This is a genomic window from Thioalkalivibrio versutus, assembly GCF_001020955.1.
In the GTDB taxonomy this organism is placed as follows: Bacteria; Pseudomonadota; Gammaproteobacteria; order Ectothiorhodospirales; family Ectothiorhodospiraceae; genus Thioalkalivibrio; species Thioalkalivibrio versutus.
In genome coordinates this window covers 2,726,327-2,745,652 of the sequence record NZ_CP011367.1, presented here as the reverse complement: position 1 = coordinate 2,745,652, position 19,326 = coordinate 2,726,327, and the positions used below count along the sequence as shown (strand labels likewise).

Annotated in this window: 20 protein-coding genes; 10 read left to right on the top strand and 10 right to left on the bottom strand. The window is 67.6% G+C overall.

The genetic code is table 11. The annotated features are described in order from the left end of the window. Positions 1-48: 48 nt before the first annotated feature. The 6 genes from TVD_RS12755 (at position 49) to TVD_RS12730 (ending at position 6,546) form a co-directional block, all read left to right on the top strand. Entirely contained in the window at positions 49-1,269 is a 1,221-nt protein-coding gene (locus TVD_RS12755; RefSeq protein ID WP_018168921.1) for a malic enzyme-like NAD(P)-binding protein, read from the top strand. Positions 1,270-1,294: 25 nt separating this feature from the next. Beyond that, a complete protein-coding gene (gene mdh, locus TVD_RS12750; RefSeq protein ID WP_018950985.1) occupies positions 1,295-2,218 on the top strand; it encodes a malate dehydrogenase in 924 nt (307 codons plus the stop codon). Beyond that, complete coding sequence (locus TVD_RS12745; protein WP_205622079.1) at positions 2,202-3,158, top strand: 5'-3' exonuclease; 957 nt, start codon at positions 2,202-2,204, stop codon at positions 3,156-3,158. Before mdh ends, TVD_RS12745 begins: the two co-directional genes overlap by 17 nt. Continuing rightward, entirely contained in the window at positions 3,155-3,814 is a 660-nt protein-coding gene (locus TVD_RS12740; protein ID WP_047251756.1) for a DUF1007 family protein, read from the top strand. Before TVD_RS12745 ends, TVD_RS12740 begins: the two co-directional genes overlap by 4 nt. 10 nt (positions 3,815-3,824) lie before the next feature. Further along, positions 3,825-4,367, top strand: a complete 543-nt coding sequence (locus TVD_RS12735) for a pseudouridine synthase (RefSeq protein ID WP_047251755.1) — start codon at positions 3,825-3,827, stop codon at positions 4,365-4,367. Between the two features lie 121 nt (positions 4,368-4,488). Continuing rightward, the gene (locus TVD_RS12730) at positions 4,489-6,546 is read left to right on the top strand and encodes a transglycosylase SLT domain-containing protein (protein WP_047251754.1); all 2,058 of its coding nucleotides are present in this window, start codon (positions 4,489-4,491) and stop codon (positions 6,544-6,546) included. Between the two features lie 203 nt (positions 6,547-6,749). Here the strand turns inward: TVD_RS12730 and TVD_RS12725 are convergent, their stop codons facing one another. Continuing rightward, positions 6,750-7,133, bottom strand: coding sequence for a group III truncated hemoglobin (locus TVD_RS12725; protein WP_047251753.1), 384 nt, complete (start codon positions 7,131-7,133; stop codon positions 6,750-6,752). A gap of 69 nt (positions 7,134-7,202) precedes the next feature. On the opposite strand from TVD_RS12725, the gene TVD_RS12720 reads away from it, so the two are divergent. Continuing rightward, the gene (locus TVD_RS12720) at positions 7,203-8,111 is read left to right on the top strand and encodes a fructosamine kinase family protein (protein ID WP_047251752.1); all 909 of its coding nucleotides are present in this window, start codon (positions 7,203-7,205) and stop codon (positions 8,109-8,111) included. A 331-nt stretch (positions 8,112-8,442) separates the two neighbouring features. Here TVD_RS12720 and proC read toward each other — a convergent pair whose 3' ends face one another. Both proC and TVD_RS12710 read right to left on the bottom strand, forming a co-directional pair. Further along, the gene (gene proC / locus TVD_RS12715; RefSeq protein ID WP_047251751.1) at positions 8,443-9,261 is read right to left on the bottom strand and encodes a pyrroline-5-carboxylate reductase; all 819 of its coding nucleotides are present in this window, start codon (positions 9,259-9,261) and stop codon (positions 8,443-8,445) included. Next, the gene (locus TVD_RS12710; protein ID WP_047251750.1) at positions 9,258-9,974 is read right to left on the bottom strand and encodes a YggS family pyridoxal phosphate-dependent enzyme; all 717 of its coding nucleotides are present in this window, start codon (positions 9,972-9,974) and stop codon (positions 9,258-9,260) included. The genes proC and TVD_RS12710 overlap by 4 nt, the downstream gene beginning before the upstream one ends. A gap of 141 nt (positions 9,975-10,115) precedes the next feature. Here TVD_RS12710 and TVD_RS12705 point away from each other — a divergent pair, with 141 nt between their 5' ends. Genes TVD_RS12705 through TVD_RS12695 form a run of 3 tightly spaced genes read left to right on the top strand, consistent with a single transcriptional unit; the run spans position 10,116 to position 13,522 of the window. Further along, positions 10,116-11,150: a type IV pilus twitching motility protein PilT gene (locus TVD_RS12705; RefSeq protein WP_047251749.1), complete on the top strand. Its 1,035-nt coding sequence runs from the start codon at positions 10,116-10,118 to the stop codon at positions 11,148-11,150. Between the two features lie 54 nt (positions 11,151-11,204). Further along, positions 11,205-12,383 (top strand): PilT/PilU family type 4a pilus ATPase, encoded by a 1,179-nt coding sequence (locus TVD_RS12700; protein ID WP_047251748.1) that lies wholly within the window; start codon positions 11,205-11,207, stop codon positions 12,381-12,383. Positions 12,384-12,403: 20 nt separating this feature from the next. Continuing rightward, the gene (locus tag TVD_RS12695) at positions 12,404-13,522 is read left to right on the top strand and encodes a PilT/PilU family type 4a pilus ATPase (protein WP_047251747.1); all 1,119 of its coding nucleotides are present in this window, start codon (positions 12,404-12,406) and stop codon (positions 13,520-13,522) included. A gap of 65 nt (positions 13,523-13,587) precedes the next feature. Here the strand turns inward: TVD_RS12695 and TVD_RS12690 are convergent, their stop codons facing one another. The 7 genes from TVD_RS12690 to TVD_RS12660 all read right to left on the bottom strand — a co-directional run bounded on the left by TVD_RS12690 (position 13,588) and on the right by TVD_RS12660 (position 19,273). Further along, complete coding sequence (locus TVD_RS12690; protein ID WP_047251746.1) at positions 13,588-14,496, bottom strand: dihydroorotate dehydrogenase electron transfer subunit; 909 nt, start codon at positions 14,494-14,496, stop codon at positions 13,588-13,590. After that, the gene (locus TVD_RS12685) at positions 14,493-15,785 is read right to left on the bottom strand and encodes a dihydroorotase (protein WP_047251745.1); all 1,293 of its coding nucleotides are present in this window, start codon (positions 15,783-15,785) and stop codon (positions 14,493-14,495) included. The genes TVD_RS12690 and TVD_RS12685 overlap by 4 nt, the downstream gene beginning before the upstream one ends. After that, a complete protein-coding gene (locus tag TVD_RS12680; RefSeq protein WP_018145119.1) occupies positions 15,782-16,795 on the bottom strand; it encodes an aspartate carbamoyltransferase catalytic subunit in 1,014 nt (337 codons plus the stop codon). The genes TVD_RS12685 and TVD_RS12680 overlap by 4 nt, the downstream gene beginning before the upstream one ends. 19 nt (positions 16,796-16,814) lie before the next feature. Next, positions 16,815-17,336, bottom strand: a complete 522-nt coding sequence (gene pyrR, locus TVD_RS12675; RefSeq protein WP_018145120.1) for a bifunctional pyr operon transcriptional regulator/uracil phosphoribosyltransferase PyrR — start codon at positions 17,334-17,336, stop codon at positions 16,815-16,817. Beyond that, positions 17,333-17,728, bottom strand: a complete 396-nt coding sequence (ruvX, locus tag TVD_RS12670; RefSeq protein ID WP_018168934.1) for a Holliday junction resolvase RuvX — start codon at positions 17,726-17,728, stop codon at positions 17,333-17,335. Before ruvX ends, pyrR begins: the two co-directional genes overlap by 4 nt. A gap of 2 nt (positions 17,729-17,730) precedes the next feature. After that, the gene (locus TVD_RS12665; RefSeq protein ID WP_047251744.1) at positions 17,731-18,309 is read right to left on the bottom strand and encodes a YqgE/AlgH family protein; all 579 of its coding nucleotides are present in this window, start codon (positions 18,307-18,309) and stop codon (positions 17,731-17,733) included. 91 nt (positions 18,310-18,400) lie between these two features. Then, the gene (locus tag TVD_RS12660; RefSeq protein WP_240472316.1) at positions 18,401-19,273 is read right to left on the bottom strand and encodes a cell envelope integrity TolA family protein; all 873 of its coding nucleotides are present in this window, start codon (positions 19,271-19,273) and stop codon (positions 18,401-18,403) included. Positions 19,274-19,326: the final 53 nt, after the last annotated feature.

The window sequence follows — 19,326 nt, the reverse complement described above, 5'->3', positions numbered from 1 at the left end:
CTGCACCTGTTTCTGAAGCAACCGTCCGACAAAAGGCCTCGCTACACCATGTCCAAGGATTTCAACCAGCGCGCGCTGGAATACCACGAGCAGCAGCCGGCCGGGAAGCTGGCGATCCACATCACCAAGCCCACCGCCACCCAGGATGATCTGTCGCTGGCCTACTCGCCGGGCGTCGCCGCGCCGGTGCGGGCGATTGCCGAGGACCCGGAGCTGGCCTATCGCTACACCGGCAAGGGCAACCTGGTCGCAGTGATTACCGATGGCACCGCGGTGCTGGGGCTGGGTAACGTGGGTGCGCTCGCGTCCAAACCGGTGATGGAGGGCAAGGGCGTGCTGTTCAAGGCCTTCGCCAATATCGACGTGTTCGATATCGAGGTGGACGCCGCGCAGCCGGAGGACTTCATCAACACGGTCGCGCGCATTGCCGGCGGCTTTGGTGGCATCAATCTGGAAGATATTGCCGCGCCGCACTGCTTCGAGATCGAGCGCCGCCTGTCCGAACGCCTGGATATCCCGGTCTTTCATGACGATCAGCACGGCACCGCGATCATCACCGCGGCCGGCCTGGTCAATGCGCTGGAGATCCAGGGCAAGAAGCTGAGCGAGGCGAAGATCGTCTGTGTCGGCGCCGGGGCTGCGGGGATCGCGTCCATGCAGCTGCTGGTCCGCCTGGGCGCGGCGAAGAAGAATCTGTTCATGGTGGATCGCAAGGGTGTGATCCACAGCCAGCGCGATGACCTGAATGAATACAAGCAGATCTTCGCGGTGGACACCGACGCGCGCAGCCTGGCCGATGCCTGTGCCGGTGCCGACGTGTTCATTGGGCTGTCCGGCCCGGACCTGCTGACCGCGGAGATGCTGCGGTCCATGGCGCCGAAGCCGATTGTCTTCGCCCTGTCCAACCCGGACCCGGAGATCCGTCCGGAGCTGGCGCACGCAACCCGCGACGACCTGATCATGGCCACCGGGCGCTCGGACTACCCGAACCAGGTGAACAACGTGCTCGGCTTCCCGTTCATCTTCCGCGGCGCGCTGGATGTGCGCGCCCGGACGATCAATGACGAGATGCTGGTGGCCGCGGTACACGCCCTGGCCGGACTGGCCCGCGAGCCGGTGCCGCAGGTGGTGCTGGATGCCTACGGGCTGGAGACGCTCGAATTCGGCCCGAACTACATCCTGCCGACCCCGTTCGATCCCCGTCTGATCGACACCGTGCCGCAGGCGATCAGTCAGGCCGCCCGCGACAGCGGGGTCGCCCGCCTGTAACCCAGTCCTGTAGGAGGAGCAGCGCATGCAGAAGATCGCCATTGTCGGCGCCGGACGCGTCGGCGAATCCACCGCCCAGTTTCTGGCCCGCCGCGACATCGCCCGCGAGATCGCGCTGCTGGACGTGCGCGAGGGCGCGGCGGCCGGTGCCGCCCTGGATATCCAGGAGACCGCGCCACTGCTGCGTTTCGATACCCGGCTGACCGGTAGCCACGAGGCGTCGGTGATCGCTGGAGCGGAGCTGGTGATCATCACTGCCGGGTTGCCGCGCAAGCCAGGCATGTCGCGCTCCGACGTGCTGGACAAGAACGTCGAAATCCTCGACGTGATCCTGCAGGACATCCTGGTTCATGCCCCGCAGAGCCGGATCCTGGTGGTCTCCAACCCGGTGGATGTACTGACCTACCGCGCCTGGCAGAAGACCGGCTGGAGCCGCGACCGTATCTTCGGCCAGGCCGGGGTGCTGGATACCTCGCGCATGGCGGCCTTCATCGCGCTGGAGACCGGTCTGTCCACCCACGACATCCAGGCGCTGGTACTGGGCGGCCACGGCGATGCCATGGTCCCGATGCTGCGCTATTCGTCCATCAACGGTGTGCCGCTGGATCACTTCATGGATCAGGCCACGCTGGACAACATCGTTGAGCGCACCCGGCACGGCGGTGCCGAGATCCTGGCCCTGAAGCAGACCTCCAGCGCCTACGGCGCCCCGGCGGCGGCCATCGCCGAGATGGTCGAGGCGATCGCGCTGGATCGGCGGCGGGTGCTGCCGACCGTGGCCCTGCTGGACGGCGAATACGGCGAACGCGACGTGGCCATGGGTGTGCCCTGCATCCTCGGTCAGGGCGGGATGGAGCGTGCCATCGAGCTGGAACTGAATGCCGAGGAGCGCGCCGCCTTCGACCAGTCCATCGCCGGGGTACGGAAGGACCTTGAACGCCTCGCCTGACGCCGGCTCAGTGCCGGATGCGCGGTTGCCGACCCTGACCCTGGTCGACAGCAGCATCTTCGTCTTTCGCGCCTGGTTCGCGCGCGGCCTGGACCCGGATCCGCAGGGCCGGCCGGGCGGTGCGCTGCATGGCCTGGTGCACTCGCTCTGCCAGTGGTTGCCGGCCTGCGCGCCGGGTCCGGTGGCCTTTTGTTTCGACACCGGCCTGCGCCGGGGTTTTCGTCACCGCATTGACCCTGCCTACAAGGCCCATCGCCCGCCGGCCCCGCCGGAGCTGCGCGAGCAGTTCGCGCGCATCCGCGAACTGCTGGGCCGGCTGGGGTTTGCGACTCTGGCCGACGCGGAGTACGAGGCCGACGACCTGATCGCGAGCCTGGCCCGCGCCGGGCGCGCGGCCGGCTATCGCATCGACGTGAAGAGTGCCGACAAGGATCTGACCCAGGTGATCCTGGGCGAGCAGGACCGCCTGCACGACCCGGAACGCGGGGTCGACATGGATCGTCGCGCCATCGAAAAGCGCTTTCGCATTCGCCCGGAGCAGGTTGCGGACATGCTCGCCCTGGCCGGGGATGCCAGCGACAACATTCCCGGAATCGACGGGGTCGGACCGAAGACGGCCGCGCGTATCCTGCGCCGGTTGCGCGACCTCGACACGGTCCTGGCCGACCCGCCGGCCGTCACCCGTTGCAACATCCGCCGCGCGCCCGCCGTAGCCGCGGCCATCGCCGGGCAGGCCGACCGGCTGCGCCGCTCGCGCCGGCTGACCGGCCTCGCCGACCGTATCCCGGACCTGCCAGCGCCCGGAGAATTGCATCCGACGGGCCCCGGTCCGGACGCGTCCGCCTGGCTGCACGACCTGGGTGTTGCTCCCGCCTACCACGCCCCGCTCCTGGCCGCCGCCGGCGCCTGGCGCCTGACGGATACGAGGCAGACGGCATGATGCGCCGCCTGCACATCCTGGGCGGCGTGGTGCTGGCCGCGCTCGTGCTTCTGCCGGCCGGCGTTCAGGCGCACCCGCATGCCTGGATCGACCTGCGGATCAGCTTCGAGCGCGACGGCGAGGGGCAGATCACCCATATGCTCCATCACTGGCGCTTCGACCCGACCTACGGGCAGTACCTGTACGACGATGCCCAGGAGCATCAGTCCGGCGATACGCCGGAGGCGCGCCTGCAGGGGCTTGCCACCGAGATCCTCGACAATCTGGACGAGTACCGCTGGTACAGCCACCTGGAGGTGGCTGGAGAGGCGCTCGGGATCGCGGCCGCCGCCGATCCCCGGATGGCCATGGACGCGGGGCTGCTGCACTTCCGCTTCCGGCTGGAGCTGGAGCAACGGGTCGATCCGACCGACGAGCCGCTGGCCTACCGGGTCTACGACCCGACGTATTTCATCGAGATCCTGCATCAGGACCCGCATGGCACGGAGATTCTTGATGCGTCCGGACTGGTGGATGCGACCTGTCAGGCCCGGCTCGAACGGCCGCGCCCGGATCCGGCGCTGGTGGCGCGCGCGCTGGCGCTGGACTATGGCGCCAGCGTGGATTACGACCTCGGCCAGCACTTTGCCGAACGCGTCACCCTGCGCTGCGACTGAGGCACTGGTTATGGCCCGGGTCGTATTGTTCCACAAGCCCTGGGGCGTGCTGCCCCAGTTCACCGACCCCGAGGGTCGTCCGACACTGGCCGACTACATCGCGATCCCCGGGGTCTATCCGGCCGGTCGTCTGGACCGTGACAGCGAGGGCCTGCTGGTCCTGACCGACGATGGGCGTCTGAACGCGCGTCTGACCCAGCCAAAGCACAAGACCAGCAAGACCTACTGGGTTCAAGTCGAGGGCGAACCCGACGATGCCGCGTTGCATGCCCTGCGCGAGGGTGTCGAGTTGAAGGATGGCCTGACCCGCCCGGCGCAGGTCGAGCGCATGGATCCGCCGGACATCCCGGAGCGCGACCCACCCGTGCGTTTTCGGCGCCATATCCCGACCCGCTGGCTGGCGCTCACCCTGCGCGAGGGGCGTAACCGCCAGGTTCGCCGAATGACCGCGGCGGTGGGTCACCCGACCCTGCGCCTGGTGCGCTACCGGGTCGCCTCCTGGACCCTCGATGGCCTCGCGCGGGGCGAGTTTCGCACCCTGGAGACGGGTTAAGGGGCTCTTGAAACCCCGGAATGCCGGAACTGCCGCCCGCGTCGCGCGAAACCGGAGGATCCTCATTGCAAGCGCCCCGGTGCAGGCCGATGATAGGAAACCATTGATACGAGGGCAGGACATGCGCCATTCCAGGAACGTAATCGCCGGGCTGGCCGGCCTGTTGCTGGTCCTGGCCGCGGCGCTGCCCGCGGCCGCTGCCGAAGAAGACCTTTACGTCTTCGAGCGCAGCCTGTACCTGCTCGCCGAGCGCGCCCTGAACCGCGGCGACATGACGGCCTACCGCGCCGCGCGCAGCACCCTGACCGGCTACCCGCTGACCCCTTACCTGGATTACCGCGATCTGGCGCGCAATCTCAATCGCGCCGACCCGGAGGCCGTGCGCCGCTTTGTACGCGAGCATGACGACACCCCGCTGGCAGCCCGGCTGCACGGGAGCTATCTGACGCATCTCGCGCGCGAAGAGCAGTGGGGGGCGTATCTCGAATTCCTCGATTCGGACCGTTCGCTGTCCGTCGAGCAGGACTGCAATCGCCGCCAGGCGCTGTTGGAGACGGGAGAACGCGATGCGGCCCTGGAGGACGTGGAATCCATCTGGCTGCACGGGCAGTCGCGCCCTTCGGCCTGCGATCCGGCCCTGAAGGCCTGGCGCGATGCCGGTGGGCTGACCGGTGAACTCGCCTGGGATCGATTCGTGCTGGCCGTCGAGGCGGGACAGACGGGTCTGGCTCGTTACTTGCGTCGTTACCTTGACCGCGATGACCGCCCGTGGGCGGAGCGCTGGCTGGATCTGGCCAGCCAGCCCGCACGGGTTGTGGAGGCCGACTTCGACGCCGGTGCTCACCGCTCGGCCGAGGCGCTGATGGAGCGGGCCTTCACCCGCTGGATCCGCCAGGACCTGGATGCCGCCCTGGAGGGCTGGGAGAAGGGCGGGCGTGATCTCGGACTGTCTTCCGAATCGGCCGGGCGCGTGCAGCACGCCCTGGCTCTGCGCCTGGCGCTGCGCTATCGCCCCGAGGCGCTGGACTTCATGGCGGCCCTGGAGCCCGAGGTGTTCGACACCCAGTTGCGCCAGTGGCAGGTGCGCGCGGCGTTGTACGAGCGCGACTGGGAGGTGGTGATGGACGCGATCCGCGCCATGGATCGCGACGTGCGCGACGAGGCGGCGTGGCAGTACTGGTATGCCCGCGCCCTGGAGCAGATCGAGTCGCTGGAGGCCGCACGCGGCTTCTACGAGCGCGCGGCCCGCGAACGCAACTTCTACGGCTTCCTGGCGGCCGACCGCCTGGGACAGCCCTATCGCATCGGGCATCAGCCCCTGGTGCTGGAAGACGGGCAGCGTGCCGCCATGCGCACGCACGCCGGCATGCAGCGCATGCGCGAACTGGTCCGCCTGGACCGTAACGCCGAGGCCCGCCGCGAATGGACGCACGCCGTGGCCGACATGGATACTGCAGAGCTGGAGGCGGCGGCGCGCACCTTCGCCGACTGGGGCTGGCACGACCGCGCGATCTTCACCGCGGCGCGCGCCCGCAACTGGGACGACATCGAGCTGCGCTTCCCGCTCGCCTTTGATGACCTGATCGTGGCCGGCGCCCGTGAACAGGGTATCGACCCGGCCTGGGCCATGGCGATCGCGCGCCAGGAGAGTGCCTTCCTCCACGACGTCCGTTCCGGTGCCGGGGCGCTGGGGATCATGCAGGTCATGCCCGCGACGGGCCGGTCCATCGCCTCGGCGGCGGGCGTGCGTGTGAACTCCGACTGGGACATCCTCGACCCGGCGACCAATGCCCGGCTCGGGACCTACTACCTGCGGCGCAATCTCGATCGTTTTGGAGGCCACAGCATGCTGTCCTCCGCGGCCTATAACGCCGGCGCCCACCGGGTGAGTTCCTGGCTGCCGGAGGACCGGGCGATGGATCCGGATATCTGGGCCGAGCTGATCCCGTTCTCCGAGACCCGCGACTATATCCGCCGCGTGTTTGCCTACCGCATCCTGTACGCGGTACGTCTGGGACAGGAGCCGCCTTCGCTGTCCACCCTGCTGTACCCGGTAACGCCGCAGGACCGCCTTGCCGCGAGCCGCGAGCGCCATCTGGCCACGCTTCCAGGCGCCGAAGGCATTACCCTCAGCCGCGCCTTCTGCGACGCCCCGGGCTACACCGAAAACGCCTGCTAGTCCACACACCCCCGAAGACCTGTACAAGGTCAAAAGCGACTCACAGAGGAAGAAGGGAAGGACGGGTAGAAATTCGTATGGGTCGGCTGCGGCACCCTGCGGACCCGTCTTTTCACTTCCGTTCTTCCAGCCTTCCTGTAGACCGCTCTTGACCTTGAATTTGCCCTCCCTCGGGGCTTCGTCGTGTTGACAACAAAGGCGGGTTAGCCGCGGATGATGTCTTCGCGCATGCGGCTGGCAATGCCGTCGGCCAGTTGCTGCCATTCGGCCGCCAGGGGTGCCTCGAGGTGGTCCTCGGTGGTGGCCTTGAAGTGGCGCATCCAGACGGCCAGGTCGGCCTCGGTCAGGTTCATGGGGGCGTGTTTGCCGACCATGTCGATGGTTGGCGGCTGTTCCAGGCGCCCGCCCAGGTTCATGTACCAGAAATCGGTGATGCGCTTCACGTGATCCGGGAAGTCCTGGATGCGCTCGAAGTGATGGCCGATCTCGGGGTCGGCCGACAGGCGGCGGTAGAAGTCGTCGATCACCGCGCGGATGCGCTCGGCGCCGATCTTGTCGCACAGAGGTTCGAGCTTGCGAAAGGCCATGGGGTGTCTCCTGACGAATCCTGCGACAGCCGGTAACCTGCACACTGACATGGAACCCGGATGCCAAGGATGAACCAATTTGATTCAACGGGCCCCGATGCCGTGACGGCGGCGGTGGCCCAGTGTATTGCCGACCATACCGGAACGCCCTTCGAGCCAACAGGAAGCCAGGCCTGTTCCGGGGGCTCCATCAATCAGGCGCAGCGTTTCACCGGAAGCGACGGGCGGGAGTTCTTCGTCAAGCTGAGTGGTGGCCACAGCGCTGCGATGTTCGCGGCCGAGGCGCGCGGCCTGGAGGAGCTGAAGCGCTGCGAGCGGCTTAAGATCCCCGATGTCGTCGGCGCCGGCTCGTCCGGCGGCACCCAATTTCTGGTGATGGAGAACCTGGCGCTGGGGGGGCGCCGCGATGGCGTGGCCCTGGGACACGGGATTGCCGACATGCACCAGAAGACCCGCCCGCGCTTCGGGCTGGATCACGACAACTTCATCGGTAGCACACCGCAGCCGAATACCGAGCACGACGACTGGGTGTCGTTCTACCGTGACGAACGCTTGGGCTTTCAACGCCGGCTTGCACGGGAGCGTGGGGCGGCGGGATCGCTGCTGGGGGCGCTGGAGGAACTCGAGGCCTCGTTGGGCGGCTTCTTTGTCGACTATCAGCCGGCGCCCTCGCTGCTGCACGGTGACCTGTGGAGCGGCAACTGGGGGTTCCTGGATGACGGGCGCGTGACGATCTTCGATCCGGCGGTGTACTACGGCGACCGCGAGGCCGACCTGGCGATGATGGAGCTGTTCGGCCACCCGGGGCAGGACTTCGTCGCCGCCTACGAAGAAATCCTGCCCATCGACCCCGGCTACAGCGTGCGCCGTACGCTCTACAACCTTTACCACATCCTCAATCACGACCACCTGTTCGGCGGCGGCTACGGCGCCCAGGCGGAGCACATGATCCGCCAGCTGCTGTCCGAACTGCGCTGATTGCCCACTACGAAGCCCGCGCAGAAGGTCAAGGGCGGTCAACAGGAAGAATGGAAGAGAGGAAGGGTTCTTGATGTGTGGCGGTTTGTGGGGCCTAGCTGCGATGGTTGTCCAGTCGCAGTTGGCACGGCCCTGCGCTGGAATCTTGCCGAGGGGAGATTCCAGGTGAGTGCGTGACGAATGCCGAGTGAATCCCCTCTGGATGGGTTGTCTACCGGAACTCTCCGGGGACCCCGGTCCTGAGCCCGCCTGCTTTCTTCCAATCTTCAAACCTTCCTGTAAACCGCCCTTGACCTGGCTTTTTTCGTGCGCTTCGTGGTCAATTGGGGTTTCAGCGGCCGAGTTCGCGTGAGCGGTCGGCGGCTGCGGTCATGGCACGGCGCATCAGGTCGCGCAGGTCGCTGTCTTCCAGGACCTGCAGGGCGCGTTCGGTGGTGCCGCCCGGGGAGGTGACGCGATGGCGCAGCTCGGCGGCGGTCTCGTCGGTCTCCGCGGCCAGGCGGGTGGCGCCGGCCAGGGTGCCCAGGGTCAGTTCCAGTGCCGTATCCGCCGGCAGGCCCAGCGACTGCGCGGCCTCCTGCATGGCCTCGATCATCAGGAAGACGTAGGCCGGTCCGCTACCGGAGGTGGCAGTCACGGCGTGCATCTGTTCCTCGTCCTCCACCCAGATCGCGCGGCCCACCGCCTCCAGCAGCCGGGTAGCGATGGCGCGATCCTCGGGGCCCGCAGTCGAGGCGGCGTACAGTCCGGTAACCCCGGCACCCACCAGGGCCGGGGTGTTCGGCATGGCGCGGACCAGGCGCGTGGCGTCGCCCAGCCACCCGGCCAGCTGGGTGGTGGTGATCCCGGCGGCCACGGAGATCACCAGCGGCTGGCCCTGGTTCACCGCATCGCGCAGGGTCGGGGCCAGCTCCGGCAGGGTCTGGGGCTTCACCGCAAGGACCAGGGCGGCGCTACTGGCGGCCAGTTCGGCGGCGCTGCCGCTGCCAAGACCCGGGTAGCGGGCCTGCAGGTCCCGGATGCGCTCGGCGCTCTTGTCGGCGATGGCGATGCGTTCGGCGGCGTGACCGGACTGGACCAGTCCCTGGAGCAGGGCCTCGCCCATGTTGCCGGCTCCGATGAAGCCGACCTCGAAGCGGTGTTCTGTCATGCGGACTCCTTGGATTGGGATTGGCGCGGGCCGAACAGGGCGGTGCCGATGCGCACGATGGTTGCCCCCTCGAGGATGGCGGCCTCGAGATCGCCTGACATCCCCATGGACAGCGTATCCAGCGAATGGCCCTCTGCGTTCAGGGTATCGCGCAGGGCGCGCAGGCGCGCGGAGGGTTCTCGCTGCAGCGGGAGGTCGTCGACGGCGGCCGGGAGGGCCATCAGCCCGCGCAGCGCGAGGCCGGGCAGGTCCTGCACCGCGGCGGCCAGGGCGGCCGCCTCCCCGGGTGCCACACCGGCCTTTTGTGGTTCCTCGCTGATATTGACCTGCAGGCACACCTGCAACGGCGGCATGCCCTCGGGGCGCTGATCCGACAGGCGCCGGGCGATACGCTCGCGGTCGATTGTATGCACCCAGGCGGCGCGTTCGGCCACCGCGCGGGTCTTGTTGCCTTGCAGGGCGCCAATGAAGTGCCACTCGAGGCCGAGTGGTGTGGGCGGCGCCTCCAGGCTGTCATGTTTTTCCACCAGCTCGGAGGCGTAATTCTCGCCGAAGGCCGCTTGTCCAAGAGCGTGCAGGGCGCGGATCTCGTCCGCGCCGCGGGTCTTGCTGACGGCTAGTAGCCGGACCGAGTCCGGGTCGCGTCCGGCCTCGCGACAGGCAGCCTGGATGCGGGCTCGAACGGTGCTCAGGGCGTGGTCTGGTGCGGTCATTTCCCTATGATATAGTCCGGAAGAACATAAGGTCACCGCGGATTTTCACGCGGCCCTTACAAAAGCGACAGGGGGTGGTGGTCGCGGCTGCCACCGGGGTGCTGGCGCGGGTCGGCACCACGCCCGACAACAGGGGGATGCATGGATATCACGCAGTTGCTGGCCTTTTCGGTCAAGAACGGGGCCTCGGACCTGCACATCTCCGCGGGCATGCCGCCGATGGTGCGTATCGACGGCGACATGCGTCGGGTGAACGTGCCAGTCATGGACCACAAGGAGGTCCAGGGCCTGATCTACGACATCATGAACGACCGCCAGCGCAAGGACTACGAGGAGTTCCTGGAGACCGACTTTTCGTTCGAGATCTCGGGGCTCGCGCGCTTTCGTGTCAACGCCTTCAACCAGGACCGGGGCGCGGCAGCGGTCTTCCGGACCATCCCCTCCAAGGTCCTGACGCTGGAAGAACTCGGCGCCCCGCGCATCTTCGAGGAGATTTCGGACTACCCGCGCGGCATCGTCCTGGTGACCGGCCCGACCGGTTCAGGCAAGTCCACCACGCTGGCGGGCATGGTCAACCACCGCAATGAAAGTGACTACGGGCATATCCTCACCATCGAGGACCCGATCGAGTTCGTGCACGAATCGAAGAAGTCCCTGATCAACCAGCGCGAGGTGCACCGCGACACCCATGGCTTCAGCGAGGCCCTGCGTTCGGCCCTGCGCGAGGACCCGGACACCATTCTGGTCGGTGAGCTGCGCGACCTTGAAACCATCCGCCTGGCCCTGACCGCGGCCGAGACCGGCCACCTGGTGTTCGGCACCCTGCACACCAGCTCCGCAGCCAAGACCATCGACCGCATCGTCGACGTGTTCCCGGCCGCGGAGAAGGATATGGTCCGCGCGATGCTGTCGGAGTCGCTGCGTGCGGTCATCGCGCAGACCCTGATGAAGAAGATTGGCGGCGGGCGCGTCGCGGCGCACGAGATCATGCTCGGCACGCCGGCGATCCGCAATCTGATCCGCGAGAACAAGATCGCGCAGATGTACTCGACCATTCAGACCAGTTCCGGCTCGGGCATGCAGACGCTGGACCAGTGCCTGAAGGACATGCTCGCGCAGGGCGTGATCAGCCGCGAGGACGCACGGCGCAAGGCCAGCAACCCGGATTCCATCTGACCAGCACCCCTTCGATGCGCTTGACCGTCGGACCGGGGACCAAGGGAGAACGCCATGGATCGTGACAAGGCGATCAAGTACATGCACGACCTGTTGCGGGCCTTGGTGGACCGCGACGGGTCGGATCTGTTCATCACCGTGGGCATGCCGCCAGCGGCGAAGATCGACGGTCGCGTGGTGCGAATGACCGAACAGAACCTGACGCCTTCGCATACCCAGGCGCTGGTCCGTTCGCTGATGAATGACAAGCAATCGGCTGAATTCGAGCGCCACCAAGAGTGCAACTTCGCGATTGGGCTCTCCGGGGTTTCGCGCTTCCGCGTGAACGTCTTCACCCAACGCGGCAGCCCGGGCATGGTGCTGCGTACCATCAACTCGGTAATCCCGAAGTTCGAGGACATCCAGATGCCACCGCAGCTGGAGAAGGTCACCCAGGAGCGACGCGGGCTGGTGATCTTTGTCGGCGGCACGGGTTCAGGCAAGTCGACCTCGCTGGCGGCGATGATCGGCTATCGCAACCGCACCACGGCCGACCATATTGTCACCATCGAGGACCCCATCGAGTTCGTCCACGAGCACGCGATGAGCATCATCACCCAGCGCGAGGTGGGCGTGGACACCGAAAGCTACGAGATCGCGTTGAAGAACACCCTGCGCCAGGCGCCGGACGTGATCCTGATCGGCGAGATTCGCGACCGGGAGACGATGGACTACGCGGTCGCATTCGCCGAGACCGGGCACCTGTGCCTGTCCACTTTGCACGCCAACAGCACCAACCAGGCGCTGGACCGCATCATCAACTTCTTCCCCGAAGATCGGCGCGAACAGTTGCTGATGGACCTGTCGCTGAACCTCAAGGCGGTGATCTCGCAGCGCCTGGTGCGCCACGACGATGGCGAGGGTCGCGTGCCGGCGGTGGAGATCCTGATCAACACCCCGCTGATGGCCGACCTGATGCTGAAGGGTTCGATCCACGAAATGAAGGAGCTGATGGCCCGTTCCCGTGAGCAGGGTATGCAGACCTTCGATCAGGCCCTGTTCGATCTCTACGAGAGTCGCAAGATCAGCTACGACGAGGCCCTGCGCAACGCCGACTCGGTCAATGACCTGCGGCTGCGCATCAAGATCAAGCTCGACAGCCAGCGCGCCCAGGACGACGGAGCCCCGGCCGTGAAGGATGAGGGCGAGGGCCTGTCCGTGGACGAGCGCGCCGAGGACTTCAACCTGCGCTAATCGTCAGGGGACCAGAAATCATGAGCCAGTTGCAGATCGAGCCCTACCTGAAATTGATGGCCCAGAAGGCCGCCTCGGACCTGTTCTTTCTGACCGGCGCGCCGGCCAGCATCAAGGTAGACGGCGCGCTGCAGCCGATCTCGCGCAAGGCGCTCACGCCGGGGCAGGCTGAAAGCATTGCGCGCGAGATGATGAGCGAGCATCAGGCCGAGATCTTCGAGCGCGAGACCGCGGTGAACTTCGGCCTGTCGCGCGAGGGACTGGGGCGCTTCCGCGTGAATGTCTACCGCCAGCGTGGCGAGGTCGCGATGGTGATTCGCTTCATCCGGGTCGCGATACCGACCATCGAGCAGCTGGGCTTGCCGCCGGTCCTCGAGCAGTTCGTTGCCTACAACGACGGGCTGATTCTAATCGTGGGGGCGACCGGCACCGGCAAGTCGACCACGCTGGCATCGATGATCGATCACCGCAACACGAACCAGAGTGGGCACATCCTGACGGTCGAGGATCCGATCGAGTTCCTGTTCACCCACAAGCGTTCCATCGTTGGTCAGCGCGAGGTGGGGATCGATACCCCTAGCTACGACCACGCCCTGCAGGAGGGCATGCGCGAGGCCCCGGACGTGATCATGGTCGGCGAGGTCCGCTCGCGCGAGACCATGCGCGCCGCCCTGACCTACGCCGATACCGGCCACCTGGTCCTGACCACCCTGCACGCGACCAATGCCACCCAGGCCCTGGACCGGGTGATCAACCTGTTCCCCGAGGACAACCGTCCGCAGATCCTGTCGGATCTGTCGTTGAACCTGCGCGCGATCGTGGCCCAGCGTCTGCTGCAAACCAAGGACGGGCGCCGCGTTGCGGCGCTGGAGATCCTGGTCAACACGCCTTACATCTCCGAGCTGATCCGCGACGAGAAGATCAGCGAGATCAAGGAGATCATGGCCAAGGGGAGCTCCGTGGGCATGCAGACCTTCGATCAGGCGATCGTCAAGCTGTTCAAGACCGGCGACGTCATGCTGGACGAGGCCCTGAACAAGGCGGATTCGCGCGCCGATCTCGAGTGGCGCCTGAACTTCGGGGGCGGGGTCGCCTCCGCCGACGAGACCGAGGAAGAACTGAAGATGCCGGACAAGTAGGAGCCGGCTTGCCGGCGAAGCCCCTGCCAAAGCCGGGCCAGGGTCCTCCAGCCCGGGCCTTCCCCTCAGGCGCGCGACGGTTCGGGGAAGACATCCTCGGCCGCGAACACCGGACCGTCCACACAGACCCGTTTCATCGCCACCCCATTTGGAGTGCGCACCGGTACCGTGCAGCCGGCACAGCCGCCTACCGCGCAGGCCATGAACTCCTCCAGAGATACCTGACAGGGGAGGTCGAACTCCGCCGCCAGTTCGGCACAGGCGGCGAGCATCGGATGGGGGCCGCAGGCGAAGATTTCCACTTGGGCGCGTTCCTCCGGTGCGAGTCCGGCGAGCCAGGCGCGCCCCAGGTCCGTGACGAAACCGTCATAGGCGCCCGGCAGCCCGGCCTTGGAGGTCAGGCGGCAGGCGACCCCCCAATCTTCCAGCAGCGGCAGGGTCGCGATCGCCCCGTCCGGCAGGCCCGGCCAGAGGATCTCCGACGGGCGGGCATGAAAGGGAAACGGCACCTCGGAGCCCAGCACCGCATGGGTCTTCCCCGCCTCGCCCTGAAGATGCAGGCGGTGGGCGAGGAAGATCATCGGCGGGATGCCGACCCCGCCCCCCAGCAGCAGGCGCCTCGGACGTTCCGGATTCAGGCGAAATGGCTGGCCAATCGGGCCCAGCACGCTGAGGGTGTCGCCCTTTGCCTGCTGCGACAGGGCGCGCGTGCCGTCGCCGACCACCTTGTAGAGGAACTCCACCCAGCCGGCCCCGCGGTCCACGCGCTGGATCGACAGCGGGCGGCGCATCAGCAGGCGCGGGGCGCATTGCAGATGGGCAAACTGCCCGGGCTGGGCCGCGCGGGCGCACTCGGGCGCTAAGACACGGAGGATCCACTGGTCCGCCCCGGCGTCATGGTGATCCAGGATGCGGCCTTCCTCCTGGAAGATCGTGCCCCGGTGCTTCCGGTCAGCAGTGTGGGTCGGGCTCATGCGGTGTCCTCGACGGGGCGGGTCCAGACCGGGCGCCCGGCGACCCAGGTCTCGCGGACCTGTCCGACGAAGCTCCAGTTGAAGAAGGGGGTGTTGTGGCCTGCGCTCAGCCAGTCTTTACGGCGGACCTCATGCATTGCGGCCGGGTCCCACAGCACGAAGTCGGCGCGCGCGCCCGCGGTCAGGCGTCCCTGGGCAAAGCCGAGGATATCCGCCGGCCCGGTGGTGACCCGGGCCAGTGCCTCGTGCAGGCTCAGGAGCCCGTCCTCGACCAGGCGCAGCGTCAGCGGTAGCAGGGTCTCCAGCGCCGAGATGCCGGGCTCGGTACTGGCGAATGGGCCCAGCTTGCTGTCCGGTTCATGTGGCTGGTGGTCGGAGCAGATCGCGCTGATGTCGCCGCGCGCGACGGCCGCGCGCAGGCCGTCGCGGTCGCGCTGGCCGCGCAGTGGCGGGATCACGTGGCAGTTCGGGTCGTATTCGGCGACGTCGACCTCGGTCAGGAACAGCTGGTGGGCGGCCACGTCTGCGCTCACCGGCAGACCGTCGGCACGCGCCTTGGCGATCATCTCCGCGCCGCGGCGGGTCGACAGCCGGGCCACGTGGACCCGCGCCCCGGTCTGCTCCACCAGCGCCAGGATGGCGCCCAGCGCCGCGGTCTCGGCGGCCTCGGGGATGCCGGCCAGCCCCAGGCGGGTGGAGACTGCGCCCTCGTGCATGCAACCGGAGCCGGTGAGGGCCGGGTCTTGCGCCGAGAGCACGATGGTCAGCCCGAAGGTGGTGGCGTATTCCAGTGCCCGGCGTAGAACCAGCAGGCTGGCCAGTGGTTTGCTCGCGTTGCTGACTCCGCGTGCGCCGGCTTGCATCAGGGCGGCCATCTCGGCCAGCTGCTGGCCCTCCAGCTGATGGGTCAGCGCGCCGAGTACGTACACGCGTACGCCGCAGGCCTGGCGGGCGCGGCGATTGATCAGCTCGATCTCGGCGGGCGAGTCGATCGGCGGCTCGGTATCTGGCGGGACGACCACGCTGGTAATGCCGCCGCGGGCCGCGGCCAGGGTCTCGCTGGCGACGGTGGCCTTGTGTTCCTGGCCCGGTTCGCGCAGGCGCGCGGCCAGGTCGATCAGGCCGGGGATCAGCCAGAGCCCGCTGCCGTCGATGCGCCGGCGGGGCTCGAAGCCGTCCGGGATCTGGCCGCGGGCGAGGATCTCGCTGCCCTGCACGCATAGCGCGCCGACCGCGTCGAAGCCGTCCACCGGATCGAGGATGCGGGCGTTCTCGATCAGCACGCTCATGCCTGGTGGGCCCCCATGACCATGGACATCACCGCCATGCGTACCGAGATCCCGTAGGTCACCTGTTCGAGGATCACCGAGTGCGGTCCGTCGGCCACGGCGGATTCGATCTCCACCCCGCGGTTGGCGGGGCCGGGGTGCATGACCAGGCAGGTTGGGTGAGCCAGTTGCAGCCGCCGCGAGGTCAGGCCGAACAGCTGGTAGTACTCGTGTTCGGAGGGCAGGTGGGCGTGTTCCATGCGCTCGCGCTGCAGGCGCAGCATGATGATCACGTCGACGTCTTTCAGGCCGGCGTCGAGGTCGTTGTAGACGTGTACGCCCAGCTGGTCGACATCCGCCGGCAGCAGCGAGCAGGGCGCGACCACGCGGACCTCGCCGGTCTGCAGGATGTTCAGCGCGTGGATCTGCGAGCGCGCGACCCGCGAATGCAGGATGTCGCCGACGATCGCGACCTTGAGCTTGGTGAAGTCGCCCTTGTGCCGGCGGATGGTGAACATGTCCAGGAGCGCCTGAGTCGGGTGCGCGTGGCGGCCGTCGCCAGCGTTCAGCACGCTGATCCCCGGGGCTACGTGGCGAGCGATGAAATGGGCGGCCCCGCTCTCCTCGTGGCGCACGACGAACATGTCGACATTCATCGCCTCGATGTTGCGCAGGGTGTCCAGCAGGCTCTCGCCCTTCACCGCCGAAGAGGTGTTGATGTTCACGTTCAACACGTCGGCGGACAGGCGCTTGGCGGCCAGCTCGAAGGTGGTACGGGTGCGGGTGCTGGCCTCGAAGAACAGGTTGACGATGGTCTTGCCGCGCAGCAGCGGGACCTTCTTCACCGCCTTCTCGTTCATGTTGGCGAACGATTCGGCGGTGTCTAGGATCTCGGTCAGGAGCTCCCGGTTCAGCCCTTCGATGGTCAGCATGTGGCGCAGCTGGCCGTCATCGGTCAGCTGCAGGCGGTTGGGCAGCGGGCCCGGTTCGGGCAGCCGCGCGCCGGGGTGGGCGATCTGGGTCTCGGTCATCCGTTGTGCATCCGGCGGGTCAGGCCTTGAGGTCCTCGGGATCGATCGTCACCCGTTCCAGGCGCAGTGGCTCGGGGCCGCGCAGCTTGATCTGTTCGGTCTTGCCGAGCTCCATGTGGGCGCCAACGATCGCCGCCGCGATCGGCAGCTCGCGCCCGTCGCGCTCGACCAGCACCGCGAGGGTCACCGAGGCCGGGCGGCCATAGTCGAACAGCTCGTTCAGCGCCGCACGGATGGTGCGGCCGGAGTACAGGACGTCATCCACCAGCAGCACGTGTTCCCCGTCGAGATCTTCCGGCAGTTCCGACGGGCGCACCTGCGGGTGCATGCCGATGCGCGAGAAGTCGTCGCGGTAGAAGCTGATGTCCAGCTTGCCCAGTGGGCGCTCCACCCCCAGGCGTTCGCGCAGGTGCTCCGCGATCCAGACCCCGCCGGAATGGATGCCGACCACGATGGGTGCGGCGATCCCGTGGGTCTTCAGGTAGTGGCGGGCCTGCTCGGCCATGTCGTCGAGCAGGGTCGGGACGTCCGGTGTCGTCATGATGCATTCTCCAGAAACCAGCCTTCGAGGATGACCGCGGCGGCGTGGGCGTCCAGCCCCGGGTCATGGCGTCCCGGCCGGCGTCGCTCGCGGGCCAGATGAGATGTCAGGTGCTCGTCGCACCAGTATACCGGTTGCCCGTAGCGCTCTTCGAGCGTGCGCGCAAAGGCGCGGATACGTCGGGCCAGTGGTGTGGGCTTGCCATCGGCCTGGGTTGGCCATCCGACCACGAACCCTTCCGGGCCCCATTCCGCGACCAGGGTGTCAATCGCGGGCCACAGATCGGGGGCATCGCTGGTGAGCGTGCGCAGGCCGCGGGCCGAGCCCATGATCTCCTCGCCCACCGCGACCCCGATGCGGCGCCGCCCGTAGTCGAAGGCCAGCAGTCCCACCGTCAGGCGTGGCCGGAGGCCGGGCTGATCAGGTTGACGTCGATGCCGATGAGTTCGGCGGCGGCGCGCCAGCGCTCGGCGCTGGGGCGATCAAACAGGATATCGGCGTCGGCGCGGGCGGTGAGCCAGGCGTTCTCGGCCAGTTCGCTTTCCAGCTGGCCGGGGCCCCAGCCGGCGTGGCCGAGCGCGATCAGGACCCTGCGGGGCCCCTGGCCCGCGTTGATCGCCTCGAGGATATCGCGCGAGGTGGTCAGCACGATGGAGTCGGTGATGGGCTGGCTGCCGCGCCAGGTCTGCTCGGCGGAGTGCAGAACGAAACCGTGTTCCGGCTGCACCGGGCCGCCGCGATAGACCGGCATCTCCGGCAGATCCTCGCCGGGTTCCAGCTCCACATGTTCCAGCAGCTCGCGCAGGGAGAACTCGGTGGGCTGATTGATGACCAGGCCCAGCGCACCTTGTTCGTCATGATCGCAGATATAGGTGACCGCATGGCTGAAATAGCCATCGTTCAGGCTCGGCATGGCGATCAGGAAGTGATCGCGCAGGCAGTCGGGCTCGTGACGGGCGGGCGTCGGCTTCATGCCACCAGTATCGATGCTGACTCTGCAGGTCGCAAGGAAGGCCGGGCCGGTTTTCCCGATCCCGTGTGCGGCGCCGTTAATTCGTGTCTCCCTAGCGGATCTGTTCCATCTGGTCGCGGCGGAAGGCCCAGGTGCGGGTAATCACCAGTTCGTCGTATTCCTCGCGCATCGCCTCGGTGAACGGCGCGTACGGGGCCGCCAGCTCCACGATGCGGATGGCGGCCTGATCCAGGACCGGCTCGCCCGAGCTGCGGGCGACCTCGATGTTGATCAGTTCGCCCTCCGGGTTCAGGCGGACCGACAGGACCAGGGTCCCGGAGAGACCGCGGCGACGCGCCTCGTCCGGATAGTTCACGTTGCCCAGGCGTTCCACCTTGTTGATCCAGGCCTGCAGATAGGCGGCTTCGGGGGCGCTGCGCGCGGCCAGGCTGTCCAGATAGCGGGTGCGGCTGGCGCGGGTGGAGAATGTCTGGCGCTCTTCCGCCGGTGCCGCCCGCGCGCTCTCCAGGCCGCGATTCATCAGTGTCGCGGCGGAGGGTCGGTCCTCGGCATCGGGGGCTTCCAGCGGCTCGGGGTCGGCGACCTCGGGGGGCGCGGCGCGCTCGTCCGGAGTGTCGGCGGTGACCTGCTCCGGTTCCGGCTCGGGCTCCGGGAGCGCCGGGTCCATGATCAGCGGCCCGGCCTCCGGCAAGGGTGCGTCGAGGCCCTCCGGCGCGGGCTCGCCGACGCCGGCATCCTCCGCATCCGGGGCCTGCGCCTCGCGGACCTCCTCGCCTTCACCGCTCGCGGCCTGGTCGCGGGTGGCGATGTGCTCGACCTCGTCATCCAGTTCTGGTGGCGGGGCATCGGGGTCGGTGACCCAGGTGATGTCCAGGGGCTCGCGGGTGGGTGCCTCGATCGGATCGACCGCGAAGCCGATCCCCAGGATGATCAGCGCGTGCGCGACCACCGCGAGGAAGATCATGGTCCCCAGGTGGTCCTGTACGCGGGGCGCCTCCGGTGGGGGCGTGCCGGCTG